The sequence below is a fragment of the Novosphingobium sp. IK01 genome, from assembly GCF_033242265.1.
In the GTDB taxonomy this organism is placed as follows: Bacteria; Pseudomonadota; Alphaproteobacteria; order Sphingomonadales; family Sphingomonadaceae; genus Novosphingobium; species Novosphingobium pituita.
In genome coordinates, this window is the sequence record NZ_BTFW01000001.1 from 341,901 (window position 1) to 365,276 (window position 23,376).

Consider the following 23,376-nt stretch of genomic DNA (forward strand, 5'->3'; position numbering starts at 1 on the left):
GAAATGGAAATCCACCACTTGAATAGTAAACCTTTTTGGTGGCCCGGTCCCCCCTGTGCCCTGAAGGCTTGACAGGGCATTCGCGATGTGCGGCAAAGTTGAATATTCAACTGAGTTGACGGGGCAGGGACATGGAAGCCGGGATGAAGATTGCGGTTGTGGGCGGCGGCGCGATGGGCTCGCTTTTCGCTGCGCGGCTGGCTGTGGCGGGCTTTGCGACAACGCTGGTCGAAGTCGATGCCGGGCGGCTGGAGCATATCTGCAAGGCAGGCGTGGTGGTCGATCTGGCCGGGCGGTGCATCGTCGCTCCAGTGCCTTGCGTGCAGCCTGCCGATCTGGAGCGCGGGCAGGAACTGCTCATTCTCTTTACCAAATTCGCAGGCCTTTCCGCCGCTCTGGCCCAGTCGCGCCATGCTCTGGCACCCGAGGGCGTGGTGGCGGTGCTGTCCAATGGGCTGGGCATTGCCGGGCAACTGGAAGGTCTGATCCCGGAAAACAGGCTGGTGCTGGGCGTCAGCGATGTCGCGGCGGATCTGCGGGTGGACGGGGTGCACAGCGATGGCACGGGACTGGTGAAGCTCGGCATGGCCAATCCCGCCGACGATCCAGCGCCGCTGGCACGGGTGCAGTCGGTGCTGGAAACAGCCGGATTTTCTGCCCATGCGATGCCCGATATCCGGCAGGCCATTTGGGAAAAACTGGCTTTCAATGCGGCGTTCAACGCCGTGGCGACACTGGCTGATGCCCGTGTTTGCGATCTCGACAATGTGCCGGGACGGCGGATCGTTGCCGCAATTCTGGCCGAAGTCGGTTCGGTGGCGCGCGCCGGGCAGGTGCCGTTCGATCATGCAGCGGTCAGCGCCCGCATCGAACAGGCTTTTTTGCGGCAGGGCGAGCATCGCCCGTCCATGGCGCAGGACCGCCGCGCCGGGCGTCGCACCGAAATCGGGGCCATCAATGGTGCGATTGCCGCGCGCGGCGAAGAGTGGGGGGTGCCGGTGCCGATCAACCGGACGCTTACCGATCTGGTGTGCCTGACGGGGGGATAGAACCCGTGCCCCGTTGCCGGAGGGGGCGGTGCAGCATGAAATGATGCACCGCAAAAAGTCACTTGAATAGTGATATATATCGAGGCAGTCTTCGGCCATCCGGCATGGTTGCCGCCGCGATGGATCAGCGCAGAGCCGCATCCCTCGCCCATCCACATCCGCATCGGCGCAGGGGGGACACTTTGGGACAGTTACAGCATCGGCGTGCCTGGCTGGTTGTGGCGCTCTGTATGGTCGCTTATGTCTTTTCCTTTATCGACAGGCAGATCCTTTCGCTGTTGATCGGGCCGATCAAGGCTGACCTGCATCTGAGCGACACGCAATTCGGCCTGCTTCAGGGGCTGGCTTTCTCGCTGTTCTATGCGACGATGGGCATTCCGATCGCCAGTCTTGCCGATCGTTTCCCGCGCTCGCTCATCATCGTGGCCGGTGTCGCCTTCTGGAGCATGGCGACGATGGCCTGCGGTCTGGCGGGAAGCTTTGCCGCCCTGTTCATCGCCCGGCTCGGTGTGGGGGCGGGCGAAGCGGCCTTGTCTCCGGCCACCTATTCGCTGATCAGCGACCTGTTCCCCCGCGAGAAACTGGGCCGGGCGCTCGGCATCTATTCGATGGGGTCGTTTCTGGGATCGGGCATCGCCTTTCTGGTGGGCGGAAGCGTGATCGGTCTGGTCTCCTCGTGGAGCGGCATCACGTTTGAGGGCACGGTCATCAAGTCCTGGCATCTGGTCTTCCTGATCGTCGGCGTGCCGGGCATCCTGCTGGCGGGGATCATCGCCCTGCTGGTTCACGAACCGCGCCGCGACGGGGTGCCCCCGCGTGGACACAATGTGCCGTCCACATGGGCCGTGTTCCGTTTTCTGATCGAGCGCCGCGCGATTTTCCTGCCGCATATATTCGGTTTCTCGCTGATGGCGATCTCGCTCTATGTGATACTCGGCTGGGCTCCGGCCTATTTGATGCGCAGCTTTGGCATGACGCCTGCCGAATGCGGGCTCCGGTTGGGGGCTGCCGCGTTGACAACGGGCGTGGCGGGCGTGTTCGCCAGCGGCTGGTTCATGGACAGGCTGGCGATGGCCGGGCGCCACGCTGCGCCCTTTATTACCGGGATCGTGGGGTGCCTGGGCACGCTGGTCTGTGTGGTGGGCCTGCCCTTCACCCATTCGGCCAACTTCGCGACAGTGCTCGTGGCATTGACCCTGTTCTTCGCCTCGACGGCGATGGCACCCTCCACGGCGGTGATGCAGATCGTACCGCCGCCCGCGATGCGTTCGCGGGTGTCGAGCATTTTCCTGTTCTTTAACAGCTTTATTGGCTTGACCCTGGGGTCTGCGCTGGTCGGCATGCTCAATGACCATGTCTTTGCCGCGATTGGCTCGTCGATCGGACTGATCGTGGTCGTGGCCTCGGTGCTGGGAGTGCTGGTGCTGGCGCGCGGACGCGCACCTTATGCGGCGTTCATCACGCGCTGAAGAAAACCCAAGGCACCAAAAAAGCCACCCTGTAGAACGCTACAGGGTGGCTTGGTTTATGGGCGTGAACGGGGGGGGTTATTCTTGCGGGCCCCTTATCACCGGCATCATGTCGCGATGGCGCAGCAGGGCCAGGAATTCGCTCAGGCGTCCTGCCCGATAGGCTCCCAGATCCACCCCGGCATAATCATAGAAGCCCTTGCCCTCGCGCATGCCGTTGCGCCCGCTGGCCATGTTCCGGGCGACCACCTCCGGTGCGGCAAAGCGCCGGGGATCGAGCGTGCCGGACAGGTACTGGCTGGCGTGGAACAGAATGTCGCCGCCGCCCCAGTCGATGAATTCGAGCAAGCCCAGCACGGCAAAACGGAAGCCGAAGCCGACACGGATGGCCGTATCGACATCCTGCGCGCTGGCGACGCCTTCCTCGACCAGCCTTGCCGCCTCGTTCATCGCCAGGGCCTGAATACGCGGCACGATATAACCGGGCGAAGAACGGCAGACCACCGGCACCTTGCCGATGCTGCGCAGCATGGCGCAGAGTTTCTCGACCAGTGCGGCATCGCTTGAACTGGCCGGGCTCACCTCCACGAGGGGCACGAGATGGGCCGGATTGAGCCAATGGGCATTCATGAACCGCCCCGGATCGGGCACCATGGCAGCCAGCGTTTCGGCATCGATCGTCGAGGTGGTCGAGGCGATCAGGGCCTGCGCCCTTGCATGGGCTCCGATTGCGGCGAAGGCATCGGCCTTGGCGGGGAGCGTTTCGGGAACCGCTTCGAAGATCAGGTCGCAGTCTGCCAGCAGGGCAGGGGCCTGCGCTGCGCGGGCGATGGTGACATCGGCCAGCACGCTGGCCGCCGTTGCCGCATCGACAAGGCCTGCTTCGCGCAGGAAATCGACATCGCGGGCGATGTCGTCGCGGGCCTGCCGGCTCAGCCGTGCGAAGTCGGCCTCTTCACGCTGGCGAAGGTCCAGCAGGCGGACCTTGTGGCCCGCCAGGGCAAAGCTGGTGGCGATCCCCCGTCCCATTCGTCCTGCCCCGACGATCCCGATGATCTCCGTTCGGGCGGGCGGGCTGCCCGGCGTGGCTGCCTCAGAAGCCATGATGCAGCCGTTCCTGAAGGTCTGCCGGGCTGTCACCGGCAAGGCCGAGGTTCTCGAAAGTGCGCCCGGCGGCATAGAGATCCTCGCCGGTGATCGCGCTGGCCAGTGCCAGCAGGCCTTCGCCCACGGCCATCGGCTGCCCCGCCCAGCGGCCTGCCGAGACGAACAGGGCAAGACCGATCGCGGTATCCTCGCGCATGTAGCGATGGGTCTGGAGGTCGATCTTCTCGCGCCAGTCGCCGCTGTCGGTCAGTTTTTCATGAGCGGAATTGCCATACATCCATTCCTCGCCATCCTTGCTGTAATGGTCGGCCAGCGGGAAGTGCGGGGCTGGATATCCCAGCTTTTCGCGGATCGCCATGCGCTCCCCATCCAGCGCATTGGTCACCGCACGGATCGAGGGCTGGGTGCCCTCGTTGTGAATGTCCCAGGCGTCGAAATGTTCGAGCGGGCCTGCATTCATCATGATGAGGGGCGGATGGATGATCGGCCCGGCGTTCATCAGCGCGCCCGAGAGGATGTCGCCGCAAGGCTCGACAGAAGGATAGGCCTGTTGCAGCAAGCCGATCACCTCATCGGCATCTGCGGCGGGGAAGACCCCGGTGGGCAGCCGCGTGGCATAGACGCTCACGACGATGCTGGCGGGCCCATGCTTGCGCACCAGATAGGGCAGCGTGCCGGTTTCGGCGAAACGCACGCGGGCCTGGTTGCCCGCAGCGCGCGCAGCCTTGACGAACAGCAGCGAGCCCAGTGTGCCGGGCGGGAGGAAGACCACCTGACCATCGCGCCAATGCGGAGCGCAAGCTTTGGCCAGATCCTCGTGTGCGGTGGCGGGCAAGGGGATGATCACCAGTTCGGTTGCCGCAAGAGCGGCGCCAAGATCGCTTTCCAGATGGGCGACGGGCACGATGCGGGTTCCGGCATGGTCGCGCACCTCGATGCCGCCCTGTTCGCGGATGGCCTCGAAAGCGGCGGCATCGCGCCGCCAGAACCAGACTTCGTGCCCCCTGGCGCTCAATTCGGCCGCCGCCGCATAACAGCCATGGCCCCCACCCAGTACAGCGATCCGCATGATGTTCTCCTTGAACCTGTAGGGGCCTTGTGCGCCGCAGGATGGACCGGCGCTATCCGCAGGGCGCAAGCCTGTGCGCCGCGTGCAGGAAAATGCGGTGCCACGGGATGAAATCCCATGATTGCGGGCAAACAGGAAGGACAGACATGCCGGCGACTGGCCCCGCGGCTGGTCGGCGATCGGCGGTTATTTTACTGGAATTTTCAATTGCCTTGCGCCAGTATTTTCGGGGCGGGGCCCGGATATGGAGGCATGGTGCAAGACGATTTTCCCCCACATGGGATTCCCCGGCATGGAGTCGGGGCACACGGTCGCCTGTCTCGCAGCCTTTTGTCATGCGGGGCGGTGGGGGGCGCTGTCCTGCCCTTGCGGCGCTATCGGCGCGGAGGGCCGGTTGACCGTGCGCTTTCGATTGCCGAGTTGCGGGCCATGGCCCTGCACCGGTTGCCTGCCATTGCCGCCGAATATCTGGAGGGCGGGGCCGAAGAGGAAGTGTCGCTGCAAGCCAATCGTGCGGCCTTCGACAGGCTGCGCTTCCGTCCGCGTCTGGCCGAGGGGGCGCAGGGGGGGCAGGGCTTCCCCTATGTCATCGCGCCCACCGGGTTGAACGGGCTCTACTGGCGCGGCGCCGACATGGCGCTGGCCCGCGCGGCGGCGGCGGCGGGCGTGCCGTTTACCCAGAGCACTGTCTCCAATGTCAGGCTTGAGGAAATTGCGGCGGTTCCGGGGATCGACCACTGGTTCCAGCTCTACCTGTTCAGCCAGATGGCCATGGTGGAGCAATTGCTGGCGCGGGCGGCAGGGGCGGGCGTGCGAACGCTGGTGGTGACGGTGGACGCCAACACCTTCGGCAACCGTGAATGGAACACGCGGCTCTATGCCGCCGAGGCGCGCCCGAGCTTTGCGGCAAGGCTGGACGTGCTGCGTCACCCGCGCTGGCTGGCGCAGGTCTATCGTCATGGCCTGCCGGGGTTTCCCAATATCGCGGAATGGCTGGGCGAAGGCGCGGGCGATCTGCTTCAGGCCAGCCAGTGGCTGCGCTGCAATATCGCGCCCACCGTCAGATGGGAGGAATTGGCCCAAGTGCGGCGCCTGTGGAGCGGGCGGATGCTGGTCAAGGGGATCGGCCATGTCGCCGATGCGCGGCGGGCCATGGCGCTGGGCGCCGATGGCGTGGTGCTGGGCAATCATGGCGGGCGCCAGCTTGATGGCGCGGTCTCGGGCATGGACCTGCTGGCCGAAACGCGCGAGGCTTTGGGCGAGAAGGCCATGGTGCTGGTCGAAGGCGGCATCCGGCGCGGAACGGATCTGCTCAAGGCGCAGCGGCTGGGAGCCGATGCGGCGATGGGCGGGCGGGCGACGCTTTATGGCGTGGCGGTTGCTGGCGAGGCGGGCGCGGCGCGGGCGCTGGCGATCCTGCGGCAGGAGTATGAGCGCAGCCAGATCCTGTTGGGCGATGGCGATGTGGTGTGACAGGCTGTCCGCACGCGGGTCCGGTCACGGTGGTGCTGGATAAGGCAGGAAGGATCGTTCGATGGGGGCGTCGTTTCCGCAGCAGTTCGAATCGCGCGATGCCGTCGCGGTGGTCGATGCCGTGTCGCGCATTCTGGCGCCGCACGAGATGGATGTGCGGCATCCCGGCCAGACGATCCGCGCGCATGTGCGCCATGTGCAACTGGCCTCCTGCCGTCTGGCCGACCTGACGTATGGTGCGGCGGTGCGCATTCGCTCGCGCGTGCCGGCAGACCGCATTCTGGTCCACACCGTGATCGAGGGGCAGAGCCGCATGGCGCTTTCGGACGGGCGCACGCGCGTTCTGGACGAGGGGGCGATGCATGTCTCCATGCCGGGGGCTCCGCTGGCCATCGCTTTCGGGAGCAGCAGCAGGCATATGACCGCCAATCTGCCTGTCAGCCTCTGGCCCGCCGCCGCAGCTTTTCGCGAGGAGGAGCGCAGCCCGATGGTGGCGCTGGACGATAGTTCGGCTGGCGTCTGGCTTGATCTGATGCGTTTCGCGCTGGGCTGGGGGGAGATCGGCAGCCGGGTGCTACAGGATTCTGCAGGGCATATTGCCGCGCTGATCGGCGATTTTCTGTGTGATCGTGTCACCATCGAGGGGGCTGCGGGGGGGGCGGTGCCCTGGTTCGTGGTGCAGGCCCGCGCGCTGATGACCGAGCTTGTCCGCTCAGGCCAGGAGGTCATTACGCCGGGGCAGGTGGCAGCGCAGGTCGGTGTGGGCCTGCGCACCTTGCAGATGGGGTTCCGCCGTTTTGTGGGGCGCAGTTTTGGCGAGGACCTGCGCGAGCAGCGCCTGCATGAACTGCACCGGTTGATCGCCGTTTCCTCGGGTCAGGACGATGTCACCACGCTCATGCATGCCTGCGGGATCGTCAGCACCGGGCGGTTTGCGGGCTATTATCGCGAACGGTTCGGCATGCTGCCTTCGACGCAGCTGCGCGGGTAAAGCCGAACGGCCCTGCGTGAGGGGTCACGCAGGGCCGTGGGGCAGGTCTTGTCAGGCGGATGTTACTGGAAGCGCCAGCCCGCCGTAATGCCATACGTGCGCGGCATTCCGGCAAAACGTGCAGCCACGTCGGGGCCTGCATAGGACACGTTGGTCCAGTAGTAGGCGTTGTTGAGATTGTGCACGAAGGCCGAGAAGCGCCACTTGTCGTCTGCGGTGTGCACACCGGCACGCAGATCGACCAGCGTATAGGCGTTGACGGCAAAGAGGCTCTGCGCGCCCAGCGCCGAATTGGTCGCGCTCTGATACGTGGCCGATGCGCCGATGAAGCCGTTGAAGGTCTGGCTGATCGGGCGATCATAGCCGATATCGCCGGTCAACTGCCATTTCGGGGTCAGCGGGAAGGCTTCGCCGCTCATCAGCATGGCTGTGCCAGTGGGGGTGAAGTTGGAGAAATCGCCCAGAATCTTCGAGCCGATATACGTGGCCCCGGCATTGATCGTCAGGCCCTTTACAGGCTCTGTCACCAGTTGCAGTTCGGCGCCCGCGATACGGCTCTTGGGGATGTTGATCAGGCGGTTCAGTCCGCCGAGCACCGCATCGATCACACGACCGCGGATTTGCTTGTTGCGATAGTCGTAATAGAAGGCCGCGCCGTTCAACTGCACCTTGCGGTCCAGCAGGCTCAGCTTGAAGCCGGCTTCATAGGCCAGCACCGATTCCTGCGTGGCCGGGGCCAACTGGGCCGCAAACGTGGCGCCGGTGGTGATGAAGACGCCGTTCTTGTAGCCCTTGCTGATGGTGGCATAGAGCAGCTTGTGAGGCGCCACTTCCCAGTTCACGCCCGCCTTCCACGAGACATTGCCCTGGTTGAGCGAGTCCTGATAGTAAGAAGGCTTGTAGGTGGTGGAGCTGATCGTCACGCAGGAGCCCGGCGCGATGGTGGTGGTGGAGCCGCTCAGCCTGGTTGAGGCCGACGCCACCACGGCCGCCAGATCGCCCGCGCCGGAATCGAACAGGCAGCCCACATAATCGCGGAACTGGTACGAGTAGCGCACCCCGCCCGTCAGCGTGACCTTGGGCAGCACCTGCCAGTCGACATTGGCGAAGGCAGAATAGGTATTGACCTGATTATGCCCCATCGCGGTTGCGGCCTTGAAGGGGAAGCTGGAACTGGAGGCCTGCGGCGAGAACGTATCGTAGGTCGCGTCGTTCTGGTAGTTGCCGCCCACCATCCAGTTGACGTGATCACCATATTTCCCGGCCAGGCGCAGTTCCTGCGAGAAGCTCTTGATATAGCCCTTGTTGCCCGCCGTGAAATTGTTCACGGCCAGGCCGTCGGCATCGGTCAGCGTATCGCGGTGAAGCTTCTGGTAGGCCGTGATCGAGGTGAGCTTCAGATCATCGGTGAAGTCGTAATTGGTGCGCAGCGCGATCTGGTAGAAGTTGTCGTGGGTGTAGAAACGGGTGTTCGGATCCCAGTCTGCGCTCTGGGCATTGCCCGCCGTGGTGGCGGCGCCCGCGACATTGGCCGGGGCCCTGGTGGAGATCACCCCGACATACTGCCCGGCTTGCGGTGTCGAGCGGTCGATCCAGCCATTGGCGTTCAATTCGAAGGTCAGCTTGTCGTTGGCGTCCCAGTCGAGCAGGATGCGGCCCTGGGTGCGGTCGGTGCCGCCGGTGCGATCGCCGGGGCGGGTGGCGCTCTGTTGCCAGGGGCCCGAGGATTCGCGGCGAATGGCGATGCGGCCGCGCAGCGTGTCGGTGATCGGGCCGCTCAGGAATGCGCTGCCGGTGAAGCTGTCGAAGCGGCCAAAGCTGGCGTCGGCGCCCGCCTGCAAGGTCTTGGTGGGTTTGGCGGCGATGTAGTTGATCGCGCCGCCGGTCGAATTCTGGCCGAAGAGCGTGCCCTGCGGCCCCTTAAGCACTTCGACGCGCTGCACATCCAGCGCCGCGCCCTGTGCCATCACCGAGTAGGGCAGCGGCACTTCATCGACATAGACCGAAACCGGAGGAGCGGCGGCCAGCGTGGTTTCGTTGAAGCCCACCCCGCGCAGCGTATAGACCGGCGTGCCATAAGTGCTGCGCGTATAGTTGAAGCCGGGGACGGCCTTGACGAGATCGGCGGTGTTGAGGATCCCCTGCTTGGCCAGCGTATCGCCGGTCAGCGCGTTGATCGACATGCCGATCGAGTTGCTCGATTCCTGCTTCTTGCGTGCGGTCACCACGATATCGCCGACACCGGCAGGTTCTTCTGCTGCGGGTGCTGCTGCCGGCGGGGCGGCGGGAGCCGTTTCTTCAGCGCGGGCGGAGGCGGAAGAGGCCCCCAGCAGCAGCGCTGTCACGGCGCAAGTATTCATCCACGAAGCTTGCTTGACTGCCTTTTGCATAGATACCCCACATGAATGTCGATGCGCTCACCTGAATGCCGGGCCCTGTCTGTCAGAGGTTATCTGCCGGGGCTCGACCTGTTATTATTTTCACTTGATATTTCATGTGAATATGAATGCGGAATCCGGTGTCGGGTCAATAGGAAAATTGATCCAACTCAATTATTTTTGAATTTTTTTGGCCTGCCTGTTGCGGATGCAAAATTGATAATTGTTAAATAACAATTGTTTGTCTTGATTATGTGTGCGCTGCGGCGAGCGCCTCGGCAGGGCGGGGTGGTTCTTGCGGAATGGGGTCGATTCGATCGGATGCAGAATTGTGGCGTGAAGGAATGAAGTCCTGCAACGCCTTAAAACATCACTTGAAGCTTCAAGTGTCATGCCATACGCTTTGTGCCACGCATCGGGGGGAATTGGGCAGGAGCAGGGGCCTGCTGCAGGTTCCCGCGCAAGGGGTTGGAACCTCATGATCCCGGCGACACAGAGGGATATAGTGCATTATGGATCAAGCCGAACGGATTTTGCGTCGCGACCTGGCCAATTTCTACCATCTGGTCGACTATTTTGGTTGGGGCGAACTGATCTTCAACCATATTTCCGTGCGGCTGCCGGGGCGGGATGCCTATCTGGTCAACCCCTTCGGCCTGAACTACACCGAAATCACCCCTGACAACCTGCTCACGGTCAATGTCGACGGGCAATTGGTCGGGACGTCAGACTATGCCGCCAATCCCGCCGGTTTCGCGCTGCATGGGGCGATCCACAGCCATCGACATGATGTGAATTGCGTGGCGCATACCCATTCCATCGCAGTTTCCGCCGTGGCGATGAAAGAGGGGGGCTTTGATCACAACAACTTCTATGGCGCACAACTGATCGGACGGGTGGGGTATCATGATTTCGAGGGTATCACCCTCTTCGCCGACGAGCGCCCGCGCATGGTGGCAAGCCTTGGGCAGAAGCATGTGCTGGTGTTGCGCAACCACGGCATTGCGGTGTGCGAACGCGACATTCCCTCCACTTTCTTTCTGCTCTGGATCGCCCAGCGCGCCGCCGAGGTGCAATGCGCGGCTGGTCAGATTCCGGGTCCTGACCGCCAGATCGGCGAGGAGATCGCCGCGCGCTGCAAGGCTTCTGCCGAAAGCCTGACGCAGAGCGGGCGGGCTGCACAAATGGTCTTTGACAGTCAGGTGCGGGCCATGCGGGTGAAGCATCCGGTAGACTGGGCGTGATGATCGGCTGAAAAATTGCTGATCATCAGATTTGTGAAGGCCCGGAGCCCGTTTTTACAAGCGGGCTTCCGCAACACGCGTGATTTGCGTCCGGCCTGAGCGGCCCTCGATCTGCCAGCTTGTCAGTCTACCAGAAGGGCGATGGCGAGGTAGATCAGAATCAGCGAGCCGAAGCCGATCAGCGTGCCCGCGATCCACGCGATGCGAACCAGCGTGACATCGACATCGAGGGCATTGGCCATCCCTGCGCAGACACCGAAAATCTTGCGGTTCTGCCGGTCGAGGTGAAAGCCGCTGCGCCCTTTTGAGCCGGCGGCGGGGCGCACGGGGTCGCGAGTCTCGAAGCGCAGGTCGCTCATCATGCCATCTCCGAAAGGGTGGTGCTCAAAGTGGTGTGGGCGGCCGGGTTGGAGACGGTCTGGCCGATCAGGGTCAGCGAAAGGGCGAGGGCGGCAAAAGCTGCGAGGCTGCGGTTGGCGAGGGTGGAAAGCGAAGTCATCTTGGTAAACTCCCTGTTTGTCTGGTGGCGCGGGCGGTGGTGCCCGGCGGATGCACAAGGCAATGCAGGAGGCGTGCCAAACCGTAAAAATGGCGGATTTCCGCGAGGCTGAAAAAATATTTGCACGACATCGGACTTGCCCGCCGCCAAAAATTGGGAAAATTTGCCGATTGTTTGGCGTGGATGTTCGCGAAATAAGGGGGCGAGTCCCGTCTTGCGCAGGCCGCAACGGTGATCTGGCGCGATTGCGGCTTTGTTCTTGCAATTTTCCGCGAGGTGGCCTATTTGCACATTCATCCCGACATTGTGAAAGGCAGATGCGGGCTGGCGCCGGAAGGGGCCGGCGCGAAAAGGCATTTCCTGCACGGTGTTCAGGAGCGGGTCATTGGAGACGGCATGACGGATATTGCGCGGATCATCGAGATTGTTGAGCCCGAGGTGAAGGCATTGGGCTTCGATCTCGTGCGCGTGCGCCTTTACGGCAAGAGCGAAGTGGGCGACGAGGAGCATACGCTTCAGATCATGGCCGAGCGGCCCGAGACCGGGCAGCTGGTGATCGAGGATTGCGCCGCGCTCTCGCACCGTATCTCCGACAAGATCGACGCGCTCGAAGAGGCTGGTGAAATGCTGATCGAGGAGGCCTATCGCCTCGAGGTCAGCTCGCCGGGGATCGACCGTCCGCTCACCCGTCCCAAGGATTTTGCCGCCTGGATCGGTCACGAGGCGCGGGTCGAACTGGCCGAGCTGCTCGACAACCGCAAGCGCTTCCGTGGCGATCTGGTGGCCTTCGACGAAGCGGCCGGGGTGATCTCGATCGAGGATGATGGCGCTGTGTTCGCGGTGCCTTTCGCGCTCGTCACCAATGCCAAGCTGATCCTGACGGACAAGCTGATCGCTGCCTCGCGCCCTGTCGATGCCAGTGGCGTCGATGAGGAAGATTTCGAAGACGAAGACGTTTCGGCTCAATCCGCCGCATTTCTTGAGGAACAGGAAGACTAAGACATGGCCAGTGCGATTTCCGCCAACCGTGCCGAGCTGCTGGCAATTGCCAACGCGGTCGCCGCCGAAAAGATGATCGACAAGTCCATCGTGATCGAAGCGATGGAAGAAGCGATCCAGAAGTCGGCGCGCAACCGCTATGGTGCCGAGAACGACATCCGCGCCAAGCTGGACCCGCGTTCGGGCGACCTGCGTCTGTGGCGCGTCGTCGAAGTGGTCGAGCATGTCGAGGACTACTTCAAGCAGGTCGACCTCAAGCAGGCCGAGAAGCTCCAGCCCGGTGCCAAGGTCGGCGATTTCATCGTCGATCCGCTGCCCCCGGTGGATCTGGGCCGCATCGACGCCCAGTCGGCCAAGCAGGTGATCTTCCAGAAGGTCCGTGACGCCGAGCGCGACCGTCAGTACGATGAATTCAAGGACCGCGCGGGCGAGATCATCACCGGCGTGATCAAGTCGGTCGAATTCGGCCATGTGATCGTCAACCTGGGCCGCGCCGAAGGCGTGATCCGCCGCGACCAGCAGATCCCGCGCGAAGTGCCGCGCGTGGGCGAGCGCGTGCGGGCGCTGATCCTCAAGGTCGAGCGCCAGAACCGCGGTCCACAGATCTTCCTGAGCCGCGCGCACCCCGAGTTCATGAAGAAGCTCTTCGCGCAGGAAGTGCCCGAAATCTACGATGGCATCATCGAGATCAAGGCCGCTGCCCGCGATCCGGGCAGCCGTGCCAAGATCGGCGTGATCAGCCGCGACAGCTCGATCGACCCGGTCGGCGCCTGCGTCGGCATGAAGGGCAGCCGCGTTCAGGCCGTCGTGCAGGAAATGCAGGGCGAAAAGATCGACATCATTCCCTGGAGCGAAGACGCTGCGACGTTCGTGGTCAACGCGCTCCAGCCCGCCACCGTCAGCCGCGTGGTGATCGACGAGGAAGAAAGCCGTATCGAGGTGGTCGTCCCCGACGATCAGCTCAGCCTGGCGATCGGTCGTCGTGGTCAGAACGTGCGCCTGGCTTCCGCGCTCACCGGTTCGGCCATCGACATCATGACCGAGGCCGAGGCGAGCGAAAAGCGTCAGAAGGAATTCTCGGAACGCTCGAAGACGTTCGAGGAAGAGCTCGACGTTGACGAAACCCTCTCGCAGTTGCTCGTCGCCGAAGGCTTCAGCGAACTGGAAGAAGTGGCCTATATCGACATCAGCGAGCTGGCGACGATCGAAGGCTTCGACGAGGAGCTGGCGACCGAGCTTCAGAACCGTGCGCTCGAAGCGCTCGAACGCCGCGAGGAAGGCCAGCGCGAGGAACGCCGCGCGCTGGGCGTCGAGGATGCCCTGGCCGAGCTGCCGCACATGACCGAGGCCATGCTGGTCACGCTCGGCAAGGCCGGGATCAAGACCCTCGACGATCTGGCCGACCTTGCCACCGACGAACTGATCGCCAAGAAGCGCGGCACCGACCAGCGCCGTCGCAACAACGATCGTCGCGACCGGGACCGCTCGGACCGTCAGGACGACAAGGGCGGCGTTCTGGGCGAATATGGCCTGAACGAAGAGCAGGGCAACGAGATGATCATGGCCGCTCGCGCGCACTGGTTCGACGATGAACCGGCTGCTGGCGAAGCCGTCGCTGAAGATGTGGCGACTGGCGAAACCGCCGCCACCGAAACTGAGGAGGCCGCCAATGCGGAATCCTCGCAATGAGACGCTGAGCGCCGGAAGGCCGCAGGACCGTCCGGCAAGGCGCTCTGACGCCTCGCCGGAGCGGAAATGTATTCTCACCGCTGTCCATGACGGGCGGGATGCCTTGCTGCGGCTGGCGATCTCGCCCGAGGGGCTGGTTCTTCCCGATCCGCTCGCGCGTGCCCCCGGGCGCGGCGCGTGGATCGGCGTGAACCGTGCAGACCTTGAAATCGCCCTTGCCAATGGCAAACTGAAGGGTGCCTTGGCGCGCGCCTATAAAGGCGCGCCGCTGACCATCCCTGACAACCTTGCCGACCGTATCGAGCAGGCGCTGACCCGTGCCTTGCTGGATCGATTCGGGATCGAACTGCGATCGGGCAATCTGGTGTTGGGAACCGAAAAGATTGCCCAGGCAGCCCGTTCGGGCGCGATTGCCTGGCTGGGTCATGCCTGCGACGCCGGCACCGATGGTGTGGGCAAGCTGGGACAGGCCTGGCGGGTGGGCGAAATGGCCGAGGGATCGGGCAAGATGGGCATCATCTTGCCGCTGGACCGCGCGGCGTTGTCTGTGGCATTGGGCCGCGACAACGTCGTTCACCTTGGCGTCACCGATGCGGGCGCTGCAGCGCGTATTGCCGGGCCTTTGGCCCGTCTGATGCACTTTCTCGGGTCTGCGACGCCGGACGGGCCACCTGGTGGCCTGGCCGAAGCCGCACGACCGGCCGCGCATGCGGCGAACGATGATATTGATACGAAGGGCGAATGAGTTCGATGAGCGATAGCGACAAGAAGCCGACACTGGGCCGCAGGCCACTGGGCCTGAAGACCGCAGTGGAAGCCGGAGAGGTCAAGCAGACCTTCAGCCATGGTCGCACCAACAAGGTGGTGGTCGAGGTGAAGCGCCGCAAGCTGGTGCAGGGCGGTCAGGCCGCCGCGCCGGCAGCGCCCGCGCCTGCTGCCCCGGCGGCACCCCGTCCGGCGGCCCGTGCCCCGATCGTCCCGCCGCCGCCGCCGCCGGTGTCGCCTGCTGCCTCGCGCGAGACGCGCCAGGAATTGCAGGCCCGTCTGCTGCGTCAGGCTGAAGAAGCGCGTCTGGCCGCCCTTGAGGCAGCCAACCGTCGCGAGCAGGAAGAACGCCTGCGTGCGATCGAGGAAGAACGCCGCCGCGCCGAGGAAAACCGCGCTGCTGCCGGTGAAGCGGCCGCCGCTGCGGCCCAGCAGGCTGCCGAAGCCGTCGTCGCGGAAGCGGCCCCCGTGGTTGCCGAACCGGCCCCGGCTCCTGTTGCGCAGGCTCCTGCCGCCGCCGCTCCGGCGCCGGTCGAGGCCGCCAAGCCTGCTGCTGCGGCCCCTGCCGCTCCGGTTGCGGCCGCTCCGGCTGCTGCTGCTGCCCCGGCCGCGCCCGCAGCGCGTCCTGCTGCGCCTGCGGCGGCCATTCCCGCGCCGCGCCGCTTCACCCCGGTTGTTGCGCCCAAGCGTCCCGAACCGCCCAAGAAGCCTGCCCACGCCCCGCGCGACAAGAACACCAACGACCGTCGCCAGGCTGGCAAGCTGACCGTCACCCGCGCCCTCAACGAGGACGAGGGCGCCCGCGCCCGTTCGCTCGCCGCGCTCAAGCGCGCCCGCGAAAAGGAACGCCGTGCGCACTTCGCCGGGCAGACCCAGCAGCGTGAAAAGCAGGTGCGCGACGTGATCGTGCCCGAGGCGATCACCGTGCAGGATCTGGCCAACCGCATGGCCGAAAAGGCTGCGGATCTGATCAAGGCGCTGTTCAAGATGGGCATGATGGTCACCATCAACCAGACCATCGACCAGGACACGGCCGAACTGCTGGTGACCGAATTCGGCCACAACATCCAGCGCGTGAACGAAAGCGATGTCGACATCGACAGTGCTTCTGACGTCGACGCCGAAACCACGCTCAAGGCGCGTCCCCCCGTGGTTGCGATCATGGGCCACGTCGACCACGGCAAGACCAGCCTGCTCGACGCGCTGCGCGGCACCGATGTGGTGCGCGGCGAAGCGGGCGGCATCACGCAGCACATCGGCGCCTACCAGATCAAGACCAAGGGCGGTGACTACATCACCTTCCTCGACACGCCGGGCCACGAAGCCTTCACCGAAATGCGCATGCGCGGGGCGAATGTCACCGACATCGTGATCCTGGTGGTGGCCGCTGACGATGGCATCATGCCCCAGACGATCGAGGCCATCCATCACACCAAGGCCGCTGGCGTGCCGATGATCGTGGCGATCACCAAGAGCGACAAGCCCGAGGCGAACCCGCAGAAGATCCGCGAGCGCCTGCTTGAGCATGAAGTCATCGTCGAAGAGATGTCGGGCGACGTGCAGGACGTGGAAGTCTCGTCGAAGACCGGCGCCGGTCTCGAGACGCTGATCGAGAAGATCCTGCTCCAGGCTGAATTGATGGAACTGCGCGCCAACCCCGATCGCGCCGCCGAAGCGACCGTGATCGAGGCCAAGCTCGACAAGGGCAAGGGGCCGCTGGCCACTGTCCTGATCAACCGTGGCACGCTCCATGTCGGCGACATTCTGGTTGTCGGCACCCAGTCGGGCCGCGTGCGCGCCATGCTCGACGACAAGGGCCGTCAGGTGAAGTCGGCGCCGCCCTCGCTGCCGGTCGAAGTGCTGGGCATCGGCGGCGTGCCGATGGCCGGTGACACGCTGACCGTCGTCGAGAACGAGGCCCGTGCCCGCGAAGTGGCCGCCTACCGTCAGGAAAAGGCGACTGCCAAGCGCACCGCCGTGGCCCCGTCGAGCCTCGAGAACATGTTCTCGGCGCTGGCCGCCAAGCAGACCGTCATCGAATATCCGGTGGTGATCAAGGCGGACGTGCAAGGGTCGACCGAAGCCATCGTCAATGCACTCAACCGCCTCTCGACCGACGAGATCAAGGTGCGCGTGCTGCATTCGGGCGTGGGCGCCATCACCGAAAGCGACGTGGGCCTGGCCCAGGCTTCGGGTGCGCCGATCGTCGGCTTCAATGTCCGTCCCAACGCCAAGGCGCGCGAGCTGATCGAGCGCAACAAGGTGCGGATGAAGTACTTCGACGTGATCTACCAGCTCACCGACGACATCGCCAAGGAGATGGCGGGCGAGCTGGGTCCGGAACGCATCGAAACGGTCGTGGGCCGCGCCGAGGTCAAGGAAGTCTTCCCCGCGGGCAAGAAGGACAAGGCTGCCGGTCTGCTCGTGCTCGAAGGCTATATCCGCAAGGGCATCTACGCGCGTCTTACCCGCAACGACGTTATCGTCAGCAAGACGACGATTGCTTCGCTGCGTCGCTTCAAGGACGACGTGGCCGAAGTGCGCGCCGGTCTGGAATGCGGTGTGGTCCTTACGGACACCAACGACATCAAGGCGGGCGACACGCTCGAAGTGTTCGAGGTCGAAGAGCGCGAACGCACGCTCTGATCGATTCGATCCATTCTGCAAAGCTGGCTGGGCGCCCATTCCGCAAGGAGTGGGCGCCTTGCTTTTGCATGGGCAACTTGCTTGCGGAACGGTACAAGAGGACCGGTTCTTCGCATTGTGGGGTGTGCCATGAAGAAAGGGTGGCTTGATCGTCTGCCGGGACTGGCTTGGAGTGTCAGTCTTGTCTTGCTGGTTGTGGCTGTGGCCATGGCACGTTGGGCCAGGCCAGACGCGGATCTGGCGATTACGGTTTTCGGGCGCGCCAGTGCCGCGCTGGCGCTGGCCGGGGTAGGCGTGCTGGTATGGCGTGCGGTTGTTTCCCGGCGCGGCACCAAGCGCAAGGTTCTTCCCCGATAATCGGTGTTCCCGTCTGGAACTGGCGCGCGGGATGCCCCATATAGGGCGGCAATGAACCGTCAGTCTGCCTCTCCCGAACAACGCTCGGTCCGCCTGCTCAAGGTCGGCGAGCAAGTGCGCCACGTCATTTCCGAGCTGCTCACCCGCCAGCAGGTCCACGATGACGTGCTCAGCGCCCATACCGTCTCGGTCACCGAAGTGCGCATGTCGCCCGACTTGCGCCATGCCACCGTCTTCGTGAAGTCGCTGCTGGGCACCGACGAGGAGATCGTGCTCAAGGCCCTGCGCACCCACACGGCCTTCTTCCAGAAGGAAGTGGCCGGGCGCCTCAAGCTCAAGTATGCCGCCCGGATCAAGTTCCTGGCCGACGAGAGCTTCGACGAGGCGTTCCGCATCGATGCCCTGCTCGCCGATCCGCGCGTTCGTCGCGATCTGGAAGAGGGTGAAGAGACCTCCGGGGACGAATCCGAGGGCTGAGCGCCCTTGGCAGCAGCCCATGGCCAAGCTCTATTTCTATTATGCGGCCATGAACGCGGGCAAGTCGACCAACTTGCTCCAGGCCGATTTCAACTATCGCGAACGCGGCATGGCCACGATGCTGTGGACCGCCGCGATCGATGACCGTACCGGGGCTGACGGGCATGCGATTGCCAGTCGCGTCGGGCTCCATGCCGATGCCCATCGTTTCGGGCCCGAAACCGATCTGCGGGCGGAAGTTCTCGCCGAACAGGGGAAGGGGCCTCTGGCTTGCGTGCTGGTCGATGAGGCGCAGTTCCTCACCCGCGCGCAAGTCTGGCAACTGGCCGATCTGGCTGACCGGGCAGGCCTGCCTGTACTGTGCTATGGCTTGCGGACCGACTTTCAGGGCGAATTGTTCGAAGGGGCTGCCGCGCTGCTCGGGCTGGCCGATTCGCTGATCGAGTTGAAAGCGGTCTGCCACTGCGGGCGCAAGGCGACAATGAACTTGCGCGTTGACGCTGAAGGCCGTGCCGTGCGCGAAGGCGCGCAGACCGAGATCGGCGGCAACGAGCGCTATCTTTCCCTCTGCCGCGCCCATTTCAGCGCGGCCCTGGATCTGCACCGATGATGGATACCCTTTATGCGCTGGCCACGCTGGCCGTGCCGATGATCGTGGCCATCGTGTTCCACGAGGTCGCCCACGGCCGCATGGCGCGCCTGCTGGGCGACCGGACGGCCGAGCGCCTCGGGCGGCTCAGTTTCAATCCGCTGCGCCATGTCGATCCGGTCGGGACGGTGCTTTTGCCGGGCATGCTGGCGCTGGCCCATGCGCCGGTGTTTGGCTGGGCCAAGCCGGTTCCGGTCGATGTCAGTGGCCTGCCACGCCCGCGTCAGGCGATGATGCTGGTGGGGGCCGCAGGGCCGGCGATGAATTTCGCGCTGGCGCTGCTGGCCTCGGTGGCGCTGGGGCTGGAGGCGCGGTTTCTTTCCGCGCCGGGCGTGATCGGGCAGTTCGTGGCCGACAATCTCGTCAACTTTCTGGCGATCAACCTCTTTCTGGGCAGCTTCAACCTGATCCCGCTGCCCCCGTTCGATGGTTCGCATATCGTCGAGGGGCTGCTGCCGACGGCGCTGGCGGATCGCTACGCGCAGTTGCGGCGTCTGGGCATGCCGCTGGTGCTGCTCCTCTTGGTGATCCTGCCCTGGCTGGCGCCGCGTTTCGATCTCGTGCGTCTGGTCCTGGCGCCGCCCGTGCTGTGGCTGGGCGGACAATTCCTCGCGCTTGCCTCGCTGGTCGCAGGGCACCCGATCTCCTGAGGAATTGCGGGCAGGCAGGGATTGCCGGCTGACAGGGGGCGATGCGCAAGCTAGGGCGCGGGCAATGGCAAACGGCTGGATCATTCTCGACAAGCCGCTCACGCTGGGATCGACCCAGGGTGTGGCGGCGGTAAAGCGCAACGCGCGCACGCGCGGCCTTGGCAAAGTGAAAGTGGGGCACGGCGGCACGCTCGACCCGCTGGCGACCGGCGTGCTGCCGATTGCCGTGGGCGAGGCGACCAAGCTGTGCGGGCGGATGCTCGACGCCAGCAAGACTTATGCCTTCACGGTCGCGTTCGGAACGGAGACCGACACGCTCGACCTTGAAGGCGCCGTGATCGGGCAAAGCGCGGTACGGCCCGCGCGCGCGGCGCTCGACGCCGTTCTGCCGACGTTTACCGGCCCGATTGCGCAAGTTCCGCCTGCCTATTCGGCGCTCAAGGTCGATGGCGAGCGTGCCTATGATCTGGCGCGGGCAGGGCACGAGGTCGTGCTGGCCTCGCGCAACGTGACGATCCACACCTTGCGCGTGCTGGAAACGGCGGGGCCGGACGATGCCCTGGAAAGCGCCACGCTCGAAGCCCATGTCTCGAAAGGCACCTATATCCGCAGCCTCGCGCGCGACATCGCGCTGGCACTGGGAACGCGCGGTCATGTCACCATGCTGCGCCGCCTGAAGGCAGGGCCGTTCACGCTCGATCAGGCGATTTCGCTGGACAAATTGAACGAATGGGGCCAAGGCGCCCCCTTCGAGAACGTAATCTTGCCGCTGGAGGCAGGGCTGGTCGACATCCCGGCTCTTGACCTCGACCCCGAACAGGCAAGGGCGGTCCAGCAGGGCCGTGTTCTGGCGGGGTTGCCCTTTTCCGACGGGCTGTGGTGGGCGCGATGCGGCGGCAAGCCGGTGGCGCTGGTCATGCTTGCGGACGGCGCCTTGCGCGTCGAACGGGGTTTCAACCTGTAAAGTATGTCGCGGAGTGAAATTATGTCGGTTACCGCTGAAAAGAAGCAGGAAATCATCCAGGACAACGCGCGCGTCGCCGGTGATACCGGTTCGCCCGAAGTCCAGGTTGCCATCCTCACCGAGCGCATCGTCAACCTGACCGAACACTTCAAGGCCCACCACAAGGACAACCATTCGCGTCGTGGCCTGCTCCAGATGGTCAACAAGCGTCGTTCGCTGCTTGACTACCTGAAGAAGAAGGATGTGGAGCGTTACAACGCTCTGATCCAGAAGCTCGGTCTGCGTAAGTGATTTCACGAACGGCCCGCCATCGGCGGGCCGTTCTTTTTGGGCGCTGTTTTTGAGTGTTGCGGCTTGAGTGGAGGCAAAAGGCCTTCGGAGCTGTCACAAAACAGTGCTAGATTATCGGCGCCCCGGCAATTCGGCCAGGGCACCAAGGGGCCAAGCCCCAGACCGGACCGGGACGGCATCCCCGGCAGCAAAACCCCGTGGGCAATAGGGCCTGCGGGCTGAAGGAAACCAAATGTTCGACGTCAAGACCGTATCGCTGGAGTGGGGCGGAAAGACCCTCACTCTGGAAACCGGCCGTATCGCTCGCCAGGCCGATGGCGCCGTGCTCGCCACCTATGGTGAGACCGTGGTGCTTTGCGCGGTGACCGCCGCCAAGTCGGTGAAGGAAGGCCAGGACTTCTTCCCGCTCACCGTCCACTACCAGGAAAAGTTTTCGGCTGCCGGGCGCATCCCCGGTGGCTTCTTCAAGCGTGAACGCGGCGCCACCGAAAAGGAAACGCTGGTCTCGCGCCTGATCGACCGTCCGGTCCGTCCGCTGTTCCCCGAAGGTTTCTACAACGAAATCAACGTTATCGCTCAGGTGATGAGCTATGATGGCGAGACTGAACCCGATATCGTCGCGATGATCGCCGCTTCGGCTGCGCTGACCATCTCGGGCGTTCCCTTCATGGGCCCGATCGGTGCCGCGCGCGTCGGCTTCAAGGACGGCGAATACCAGCTCAACCCGTCGCTGGCCGAAGCCGCCACGGGCCGCCTCGACCTCGTCGTGGCCGCGACCGACAACGCCGTGATGATGGTGGAATCGGAAGCCAAGGAACTGACCGAGGAAGAAATGCTCGGTGCGGTGATCTTCGCCCACGAGGAAAGCCGCAAGGTGATCGGCGCGATCATCGAGCTGGCCGAGAAGGCCGCCAAGGACCCCTGGGAAATCGACCTGTCGGACAACACGGCCGACATCAAGGCGAAGCTCAAGAAGGGCCTGGGCGCCGACATCGCCGCTGCCTACAAGCTGACCGACAAGTCGGCCCGCTCGAACGCGCTGAACGAAGTGCGCGCCAAGGCCAAGGTGCTGTTCGCGGACGAAACCCCGCAGACCCAGATGGTCGCGATCAAGACCCTCAAGAAGCTTGAGGCCGAGATCGTGCGTACCGCCATCCTCAAGGAAGGCCAGCGCATCGACGGTCGTTCGGTCACGCAGGTTCGCCCGATCGAATCGATGGTCGGCTTCCTGCCGCGCACCCACGGTTCGGCGCTGTTCACCCGCGGCGAAACCCAGACCATCTGCACCACCACCCTTGGCACCAAGGACGCGGAGCAGATGATCGACGGTCTCGACGGCCTGACCTATCAGCGCTTCATGCTGCACTACAACTTCCCCCCCTACTCGGTGGGTGAAGTGGGCCGCTTCGGCGCTCCCGGTCGCCGCGAAGTCGGCCACGGCAAGCTCGCCTGGCGCGCGCTGAACCCGGTCCTGCCCAGCAAGGAAGAGTTCCCCTACACCATCCGAGTGCTCTCGGACGTGACCGAATCGAACGGTTCGTCGTCGATGGCCACGGTGTGCGGCGGCTGCCTCTCGATGATGGACGCCGGCGTTCCCGTCGCTCGTCCGGTTTCGGGCATCGCCATGGGCCTGATCCTCGAAGGCGACGACTTTGCCGTCCTGTCGGACATCCTGGGTGACGAAGATCACCTCGGCGACATGGACTTCAAGGTCGCCGGCACCAGCGAAGGCATCACCTCGCTCCAGATGGACATCAAGATCGCCGGGATCACCGAAACGATCATGCGTCAGGCTCTGGCCCAGGCCAAGGAAGGCCGCGCGCACATCCTGGGCGAAATGACCAAGGCTCTGGGCACTGCGCGTACCGAACTTTCGGCTCACGCGCCGCGCATCGAGACGATCCAGATCGACAAGTCGAAGATCCGCGAAGTGATCGGCACCGGCGGCAAGGTGATCCGCGAGATCGTCGCTGAAACCGGCGCCAAGGTCGACATCGACGACGAAGGCGTGATCAAGATCTCGTCTTCGGATGTTGCGCAGATCGAAGCGGCCAAGAAGTGGATTCTCGGCATCGTCGAGGAAGCTGAAGTCGGCAAGATCTACACCGGCAAGGTCGTCAACATCGTCGACTTCGGTGCGTTCGTGAACTTCATGGGCGGCAAGGACGGCCTCGTCCACGTCTCGGAAATGCGCAACGAACGCGTTGAAAAGCCGACCGACGTCGTCAAGGAAGGCCAGGAAGTCAAGGTCAAGGTCCTCGAGATCGACAACCGTGGCAAGGTCCGCCTGTCGATGCGCGTCGTCGATCAGGAAACCGGTGCCGAGCTGGAAGACACCCGTCCGGCCCGCGAACCGCGTGAACCGCGCGGCGACCGTGGTGATCGCGGCGGCGACCGTCGTGGCCCCCGCAGCGGCGACCGTGGTGGTGATCGCGGCCCCCGTGGCCCGCGCCGTGACGGCGACCGTCCCCGTCGCGACCGCGACGAAGGTCCGGCTCCCGACCACATGCCCGCGTTCCTCAAGTCGGACGACTGAGGGGCCTGAGGCCTGAACAAAAAAGGGCTCGCACCACCCGGTGCGGGCCCTTTTTTCATAAGATCCAGATCCTC

21 protein-coding genes are annotated in these 23,376 nt (G+C 64.2%); 16 read left to right on the forward strand and 5 right to left on the reverse strand.

Going from position 1 to position 23,376, the window contains the following annotated elements; translation table 11 throughout:
• Positions 1–143 precede the first annotated feature (143 nt).
• Together SBI20_RS01605 and SBI20_RS01610 are read left to right on the forward strand one after the other, a co-directional pair.
• On the forward strand, positions 144–1,049 hold the full coding sequence (locus tag SBI20_RS01605) for a ketopantoate reductase family protein (protein ID WP_317973391.1): 906 nt from the start codon (positions 144–146) through the stop codon (positions 1,047–1,049).
• Between the two features lie 230 nt (positions 1,050–1,279).
• Positions 1,280–2,518 (forward strand): spinster family MFS transporter, encoded by a 1,239-nt coding sequence (locus tag SBI20_RS01610; RefSeq protein ID WP_317973392.1) that lies wholly within the window; start codon positions 1,280–1,282, stop codon positions 2,516–2,518.
• Positions 2,519–2,596: 78 nt separating this feature from the next.
• On the opposite strand, the gene SBI20_RS01615 is transcribed toward SBI20_RS01610, so the two are convergent.
• Together SBI20_RS01615 and SBI20_RS01620 are read right to left on the reverse strand one after the other, a co-directional pair.
• Complete coding sequence (locus tag SBI20_RS01615; protein WP_317973393.1) at positions 2,597–3,622, reverse strand: 3-hydroxybutyryl-CoA dehydrogenase; 1,026 nt, start codon at positions 3,620–3,622, stop codon at positions 2,597–2,599.
• The gene (locus SBI20_RS01620) at positions 3,612–4,694 is read right to left on the reverse strand and encodes an NAD/NADP-dependent octopine/nopaline dehydrogenase family protein (protein WP_317973394.1); all 1,083 of its coding nucleotides are present in this window, start codon (positions 4,692–4,694) and stop codon (positions 3,612–3,614) included. The genes SBI20_RS01615 and SBI20_RS01620 overlap by 11 nt, the downstream gene beginning before the upstream one ends.
• 345 nt (positions 4,695–5,039) lie before the next feature.
• Here SBI20_RS01620 and SBI20_RS01625 point away from each other — a divergent pair, with 345 nt between their 5' ends.
• Positions 5,040–6,167, forward strand: coding sequence for an alpha-hydroxy acid oxidase (locus SBI20_RS01625; RefSeq protein WP_317973395.1), 1,128 nt, complete (start codon positions 5,040–5,042; stop codon positions 6,165–6,167).
• A 61-nt stretch (positions 6,168–6,228) separates the two neighbouring features.
• On the forward strand, positions 6,229–7,158 hold the full coding sequence (locus SBI20_RS01630; RefSeq protein ID WP_317973396.1) for an AraC family transcriptional regulator: 930 nt from the start codon (positions 6,229–6,231) through the stop codon (positions 7,156–7,158).
• A 62-nt stretch (positions 7,159–7,220) separates the two neighbouring features.
• On the opposite strand, the gene SBI20_RS01635 is transcribed toward SBI20_RS01630, so the two are convergent.
• Complete coding sequence (locus tag SBI20_RS01635) at positions 7,221–9,503, reverse strand: TonB-dependent receptor (protein WP_317973397.1); 2,283 nt, start codon at positions 9,501–9,503, stop codon at positions 7,221–7,223.
• Positions 9,504–10,048: 545 nt separating this feature from the next.
• Here SBI20_RS01635 and SBI20_RS01640 point away from each other — a divergent pair.
• Positions 10,049–10,780, forward strand: a complete 732-nt coding sequence (locus tag SBI20_RS01640; protein ID WP_317973398.1) for a class II aldolase/adducin family protein — start codon at positions 10,049–10,051, stop codon at positions 10,778–10,780.
• Positions 10,781–10,902: 122 nt separating this feature from the next.
• Here SBI20_RS01640 and SBI20_RS01645 read toward each other — a convergent pair whose 3' ends face one another.
• Both SBI20_RS01645 and SBI20_RS01650 read right to left on the reverse strand, forming a co-directional pair.
• The gene (locus tag SBI20_RS01645) at positions 10,903–11,142 is read right to left on the reverse strand and encodes a PspC domain-containing protein (protein WP_317973399.1); all 240 of its coding nucleotides are present in this window, start codon (positions 11,140–11,142) and stop codon (positions 10,903–10,905) included.
• Complete coding sequence (locus tag SBI20_RS01650) at positions 11,139–11,636, reverse strand: hypothetical protein (protein WP_317973400.1); 498 nt, start codon at positions 11,634–11,636, stop codon at positions 11,139–11,141. Before SBI20_RS01650 ends, SBI20_RS01645 begins: the two co-directional genes overlap by 4 nt.
• A gap of 39 nt (positions 11,637–11,675) precedes the next feature.
• Between SBI20_RS01650 and rimP the strand changes: the two genes are divergently transcribed.
• The 11 genes from rimP (at position 11,676) to pnp (ending at position 23,302) form a co-directional block, all read left to right on the forward strand.
• A complete protein-coding gene (gene rimP / locus SBI20_RS01655) occupies positions 11,676–12,278 on the forward strand; it encodes a ribosome maturation protein RimP (protein WP_317973401.1) in 603 nt (200 codons plus the stop codon).
• A gap of 3 nt (positions 12,279–12,281) precedes the next feature.
• Positions 12,282–13,967 (forward strand): transcription termination factor NusA, encoded by a 1,686-nt coding sequence (nusA, locus tag SBI20_RS01660; RefSeq protein WP_317973402.1) that lies wholly within the window; start codon positions 12,282–12,284, stop codon positions 13,965–13,967.
• Positions 13,948–14,712: a DUF448 domain-containing protein gene (locus SBI20_RS01665; protein WP_317973403.1), complete on the forward strand. Its 765-nt coding sequence runs from the start codon at positions 13,948–13,950 to the stop codon at positions 14,710–14,712. The genes nusA and SBI20_RS01665 overlap by 20 nt, the downstream gene beginning before the upstream one ends.
• Positions 14,713–14,717: 5 nt before the next feature.
• Entirely contained in the window at positions 14,718–17,378 is a 2,661-nt protein-coding gene (infB, locus tag SBI20_RS01670) for a translation initiation factor IF-2 (RefSeq protein WP_317973404.1), read from the forward strand.
• A 207-nt stretch (positions 17,379–17,585) separates the two neighbouring features.
• Positions 17,586–17,735 (forward strand): hypothetical protein, encoded by a 150-nt coding sequence (locus SBI20_RS01675; protein ID WP_317973405.1) that lies wholly within the window; start codon positions 17,586–17,588, stop codon positions 17,733–17,735.
• 51 nt (positions 17,736–17,786) lie between these two features.
• Positions 17,787–18,212 carry a 30S ribosome-binding factor RbfA gene (gene rbfA, locus SBI20_RS01680; protein WP_317973406.1) on the forward strand — a complete coding sequence of 142 codons (426 nt, stop codon included), beginning with the start codon at positions 17,787–17,789 and terminating at the stop codon, positions 18,210–18,212.
• A gap of 19 nt (positions 18,213–18,231) precedes the next feature.
• A complete protein-coding gene (locus SBI20_RS01685) occupies positions 18,232–18,822 on the forward strand; it encodes a thymidine kinase (protein WP_317973407.1) in 591 nt (196 codons plus the stop codon).
• Complete coding sequence (locus SBI20_RS01690) at positions 18,819–19,511, forward strand: site-2 protease family protein (RefSeq protein WP_317973408.1); 693 nt, start codon at positions 18,819–18,821, stop codon at positions 19,509–19,511. Before SBI20_RS01685 ends, SBI20_RS01690 begins: the two co-directional genes overlap by 4 nt.
• A 64-nt stretch (positions 19,512–19,575) precedes the next feature.
• A complete protein-coding gene (truB, locus tag SBI20_RS01695) occupies positions 19,576–20,475 on the forward strand; it encodes a tRNA pseudouridine(55) synthase TruB (protein ID WP_317973409.1) in 900 nt (299 codons plus the stop codon).
• A 21-nt stretch (positions 20,476–20,496) separates the two neighbouring features.
• Positions 20,497–20,766 carry a 30S ribosomal protein S15 gene (gene rpsO / locus SBI20_RS01700; protein ID WP_317973410.1) on the forward strand — a complete coding sequence of 90 codons (270 nt, stop codon included), beginning with the start codon at positions 20,497–20,499 and terminating at the stop codon, positions 20,764–20,766.
• A gap of 232 nt (positions 20,767–20,998) precedes the next feature.
• Entirely contained in the window at positions 20,999–23,302 is a 2,304-nt protein-coding gene (pnp, locus tag SBI20_RS01705; protein ID WP_317973411.1) for a polyribonucleotide nucleotidyltransferase, read from the forward strand.
• Positions 23,303–23,376: the final 74 nt, after the last annotated feature.

Excerpts from the sequence above, each read along its gene's own strand:
- rpsO (WP_317973410.1), top strand. The coding sequence starts at position 20,497 with ATGTCGGTTACCGCTGAAAAGAAGCAGGAAATCATCCAGGACAACGCG.
- SBI20_RS01620 (WP_317973394.1), bottom strand. The coding sequence starts at position 4,694 with ATGCGGATCGCTGTACTGGGTGGGGGCCATGGCTGTTATGCGGCGGCG.
- SBI20_RS01630 (WP_317973396.1), top strand. The coding sequence starts at position 6,229 with ATGGGGGCGTCGTTTCCGCAGCAGTTCGAATCGCGCGATGCCGTCGCG.
- SBI20_RS01690 (WP_317973408.1), top strand. The coding sequence starts at position 18,819 with ATGATGGATACCCTTTATGCGCTGGCCACGCTGGCCGTGCCGATGATC.
- SBI20_RS01615 (WP_317973393.1), bottom strand. The coding sequence starts at position 3,622 with ATGGCTTCTGAGGCAGCCACGCCGGGCAGCCCGCCCGCCCGAACGGAG.
- nusA (WP_317973402.1), top strand. The coding sequence starts at position 12,282 with ATGGCCAGTGCGATTTCCGCCAACCGTGCCGAGCTGCTGGCAATTGCC.
- SBI20_RS01640 (WP_317973398.1), top strand. The coding sequence starts at position 10,049 with ATGGATCAAGCCGAACGGATTTTGCGTCGCGACCTGGCCAATTTCTAC.
- truB (WP_317973409.1), top strand. The coding sequence starts at position 19,576 with ATGGCAAACGGCTGGATCATTCTCGACAAGCCGCTCACGCTGGGATCG.
- rimP (WP_317973401.1), top strand. The coding sequence starts at position 11,676 with ATGACGGATATTGCGCGGATCATCGAGATTGTTGAGCCCGAGGTGAAG.
- SBI20_RS01675 (WP_317973405.1), top strand. The coding sequence starts at position 17,586 with ATGGCACGTTGGGCCAGGCCAGACGCGGATCTGGCGATTACGGTTTTC.
- SBI20_RS01650 (WP_317973400.1), bottom strand. The coding sequence starts at position 11,636 with ATGCCTTTTCGCGCCGGCCCCTTCCGGCGCCAGCCCGCATCTGCCTTT.
- SBI20_RS01665 (WP_317973403.1), top strand. The coding sequence starts at position 13,948 with ATGCGGAATCCTCGCAATGAGACGCTGAGCGCCGGAAGGCCGCAGGAC.
- SBI20_RS01685 (WP_317973407.1), top strand. The coding sequence starts at position 18,232 with ATGGCCAAGCTCTATTTCTATTATGCGGCCATGAACGCGGGCAAGTCG.
- rbfA (WP_317973406.1), top strand. The coding sequence starts at position 17,787 with ATGAACCGTCAGTCTGCCTCTCCCGAACAACGCTCGGTCCGCCTGCTC.
- SBI20_RS01605 (WP_317973391.1), top strand. The coding sequence starts at position 144 with ATGAAGATTGCGGTTGTGGGCGGCGGCGCGATGGGCTCGCTTTTCGCT.
- pnp (WP_317973411.1), top strand. The coding sequence starts at position 20,999 with ATGTTCGACGTCAAGACCGTATCGCTGGAGTGGGGCGGAAAGACCCTC.
- infB (WP_317973404.1), top strand. The coding sequence starts at position 14,718 with ATGAGCGATAGCGACAAGAAGCCGACACTGGGCCGCAGGCCACTGGGC.
- SBI20_RS01610 (WP_317973392.1), top strand. The coding sequence starts at position 1,280 with ATGGTCGCTTATGTCTTTTCCTTTATCGACAGGCAGATCCTTTCGCTG.
- SBI20_RS01645 (WP_317973399.1), bottom strand. The coding sequence starts at position 11,142 with ATGATGAGCGACCTGCGCTTCGAGACTCGCGACCCCGTGCGCCCCGCC.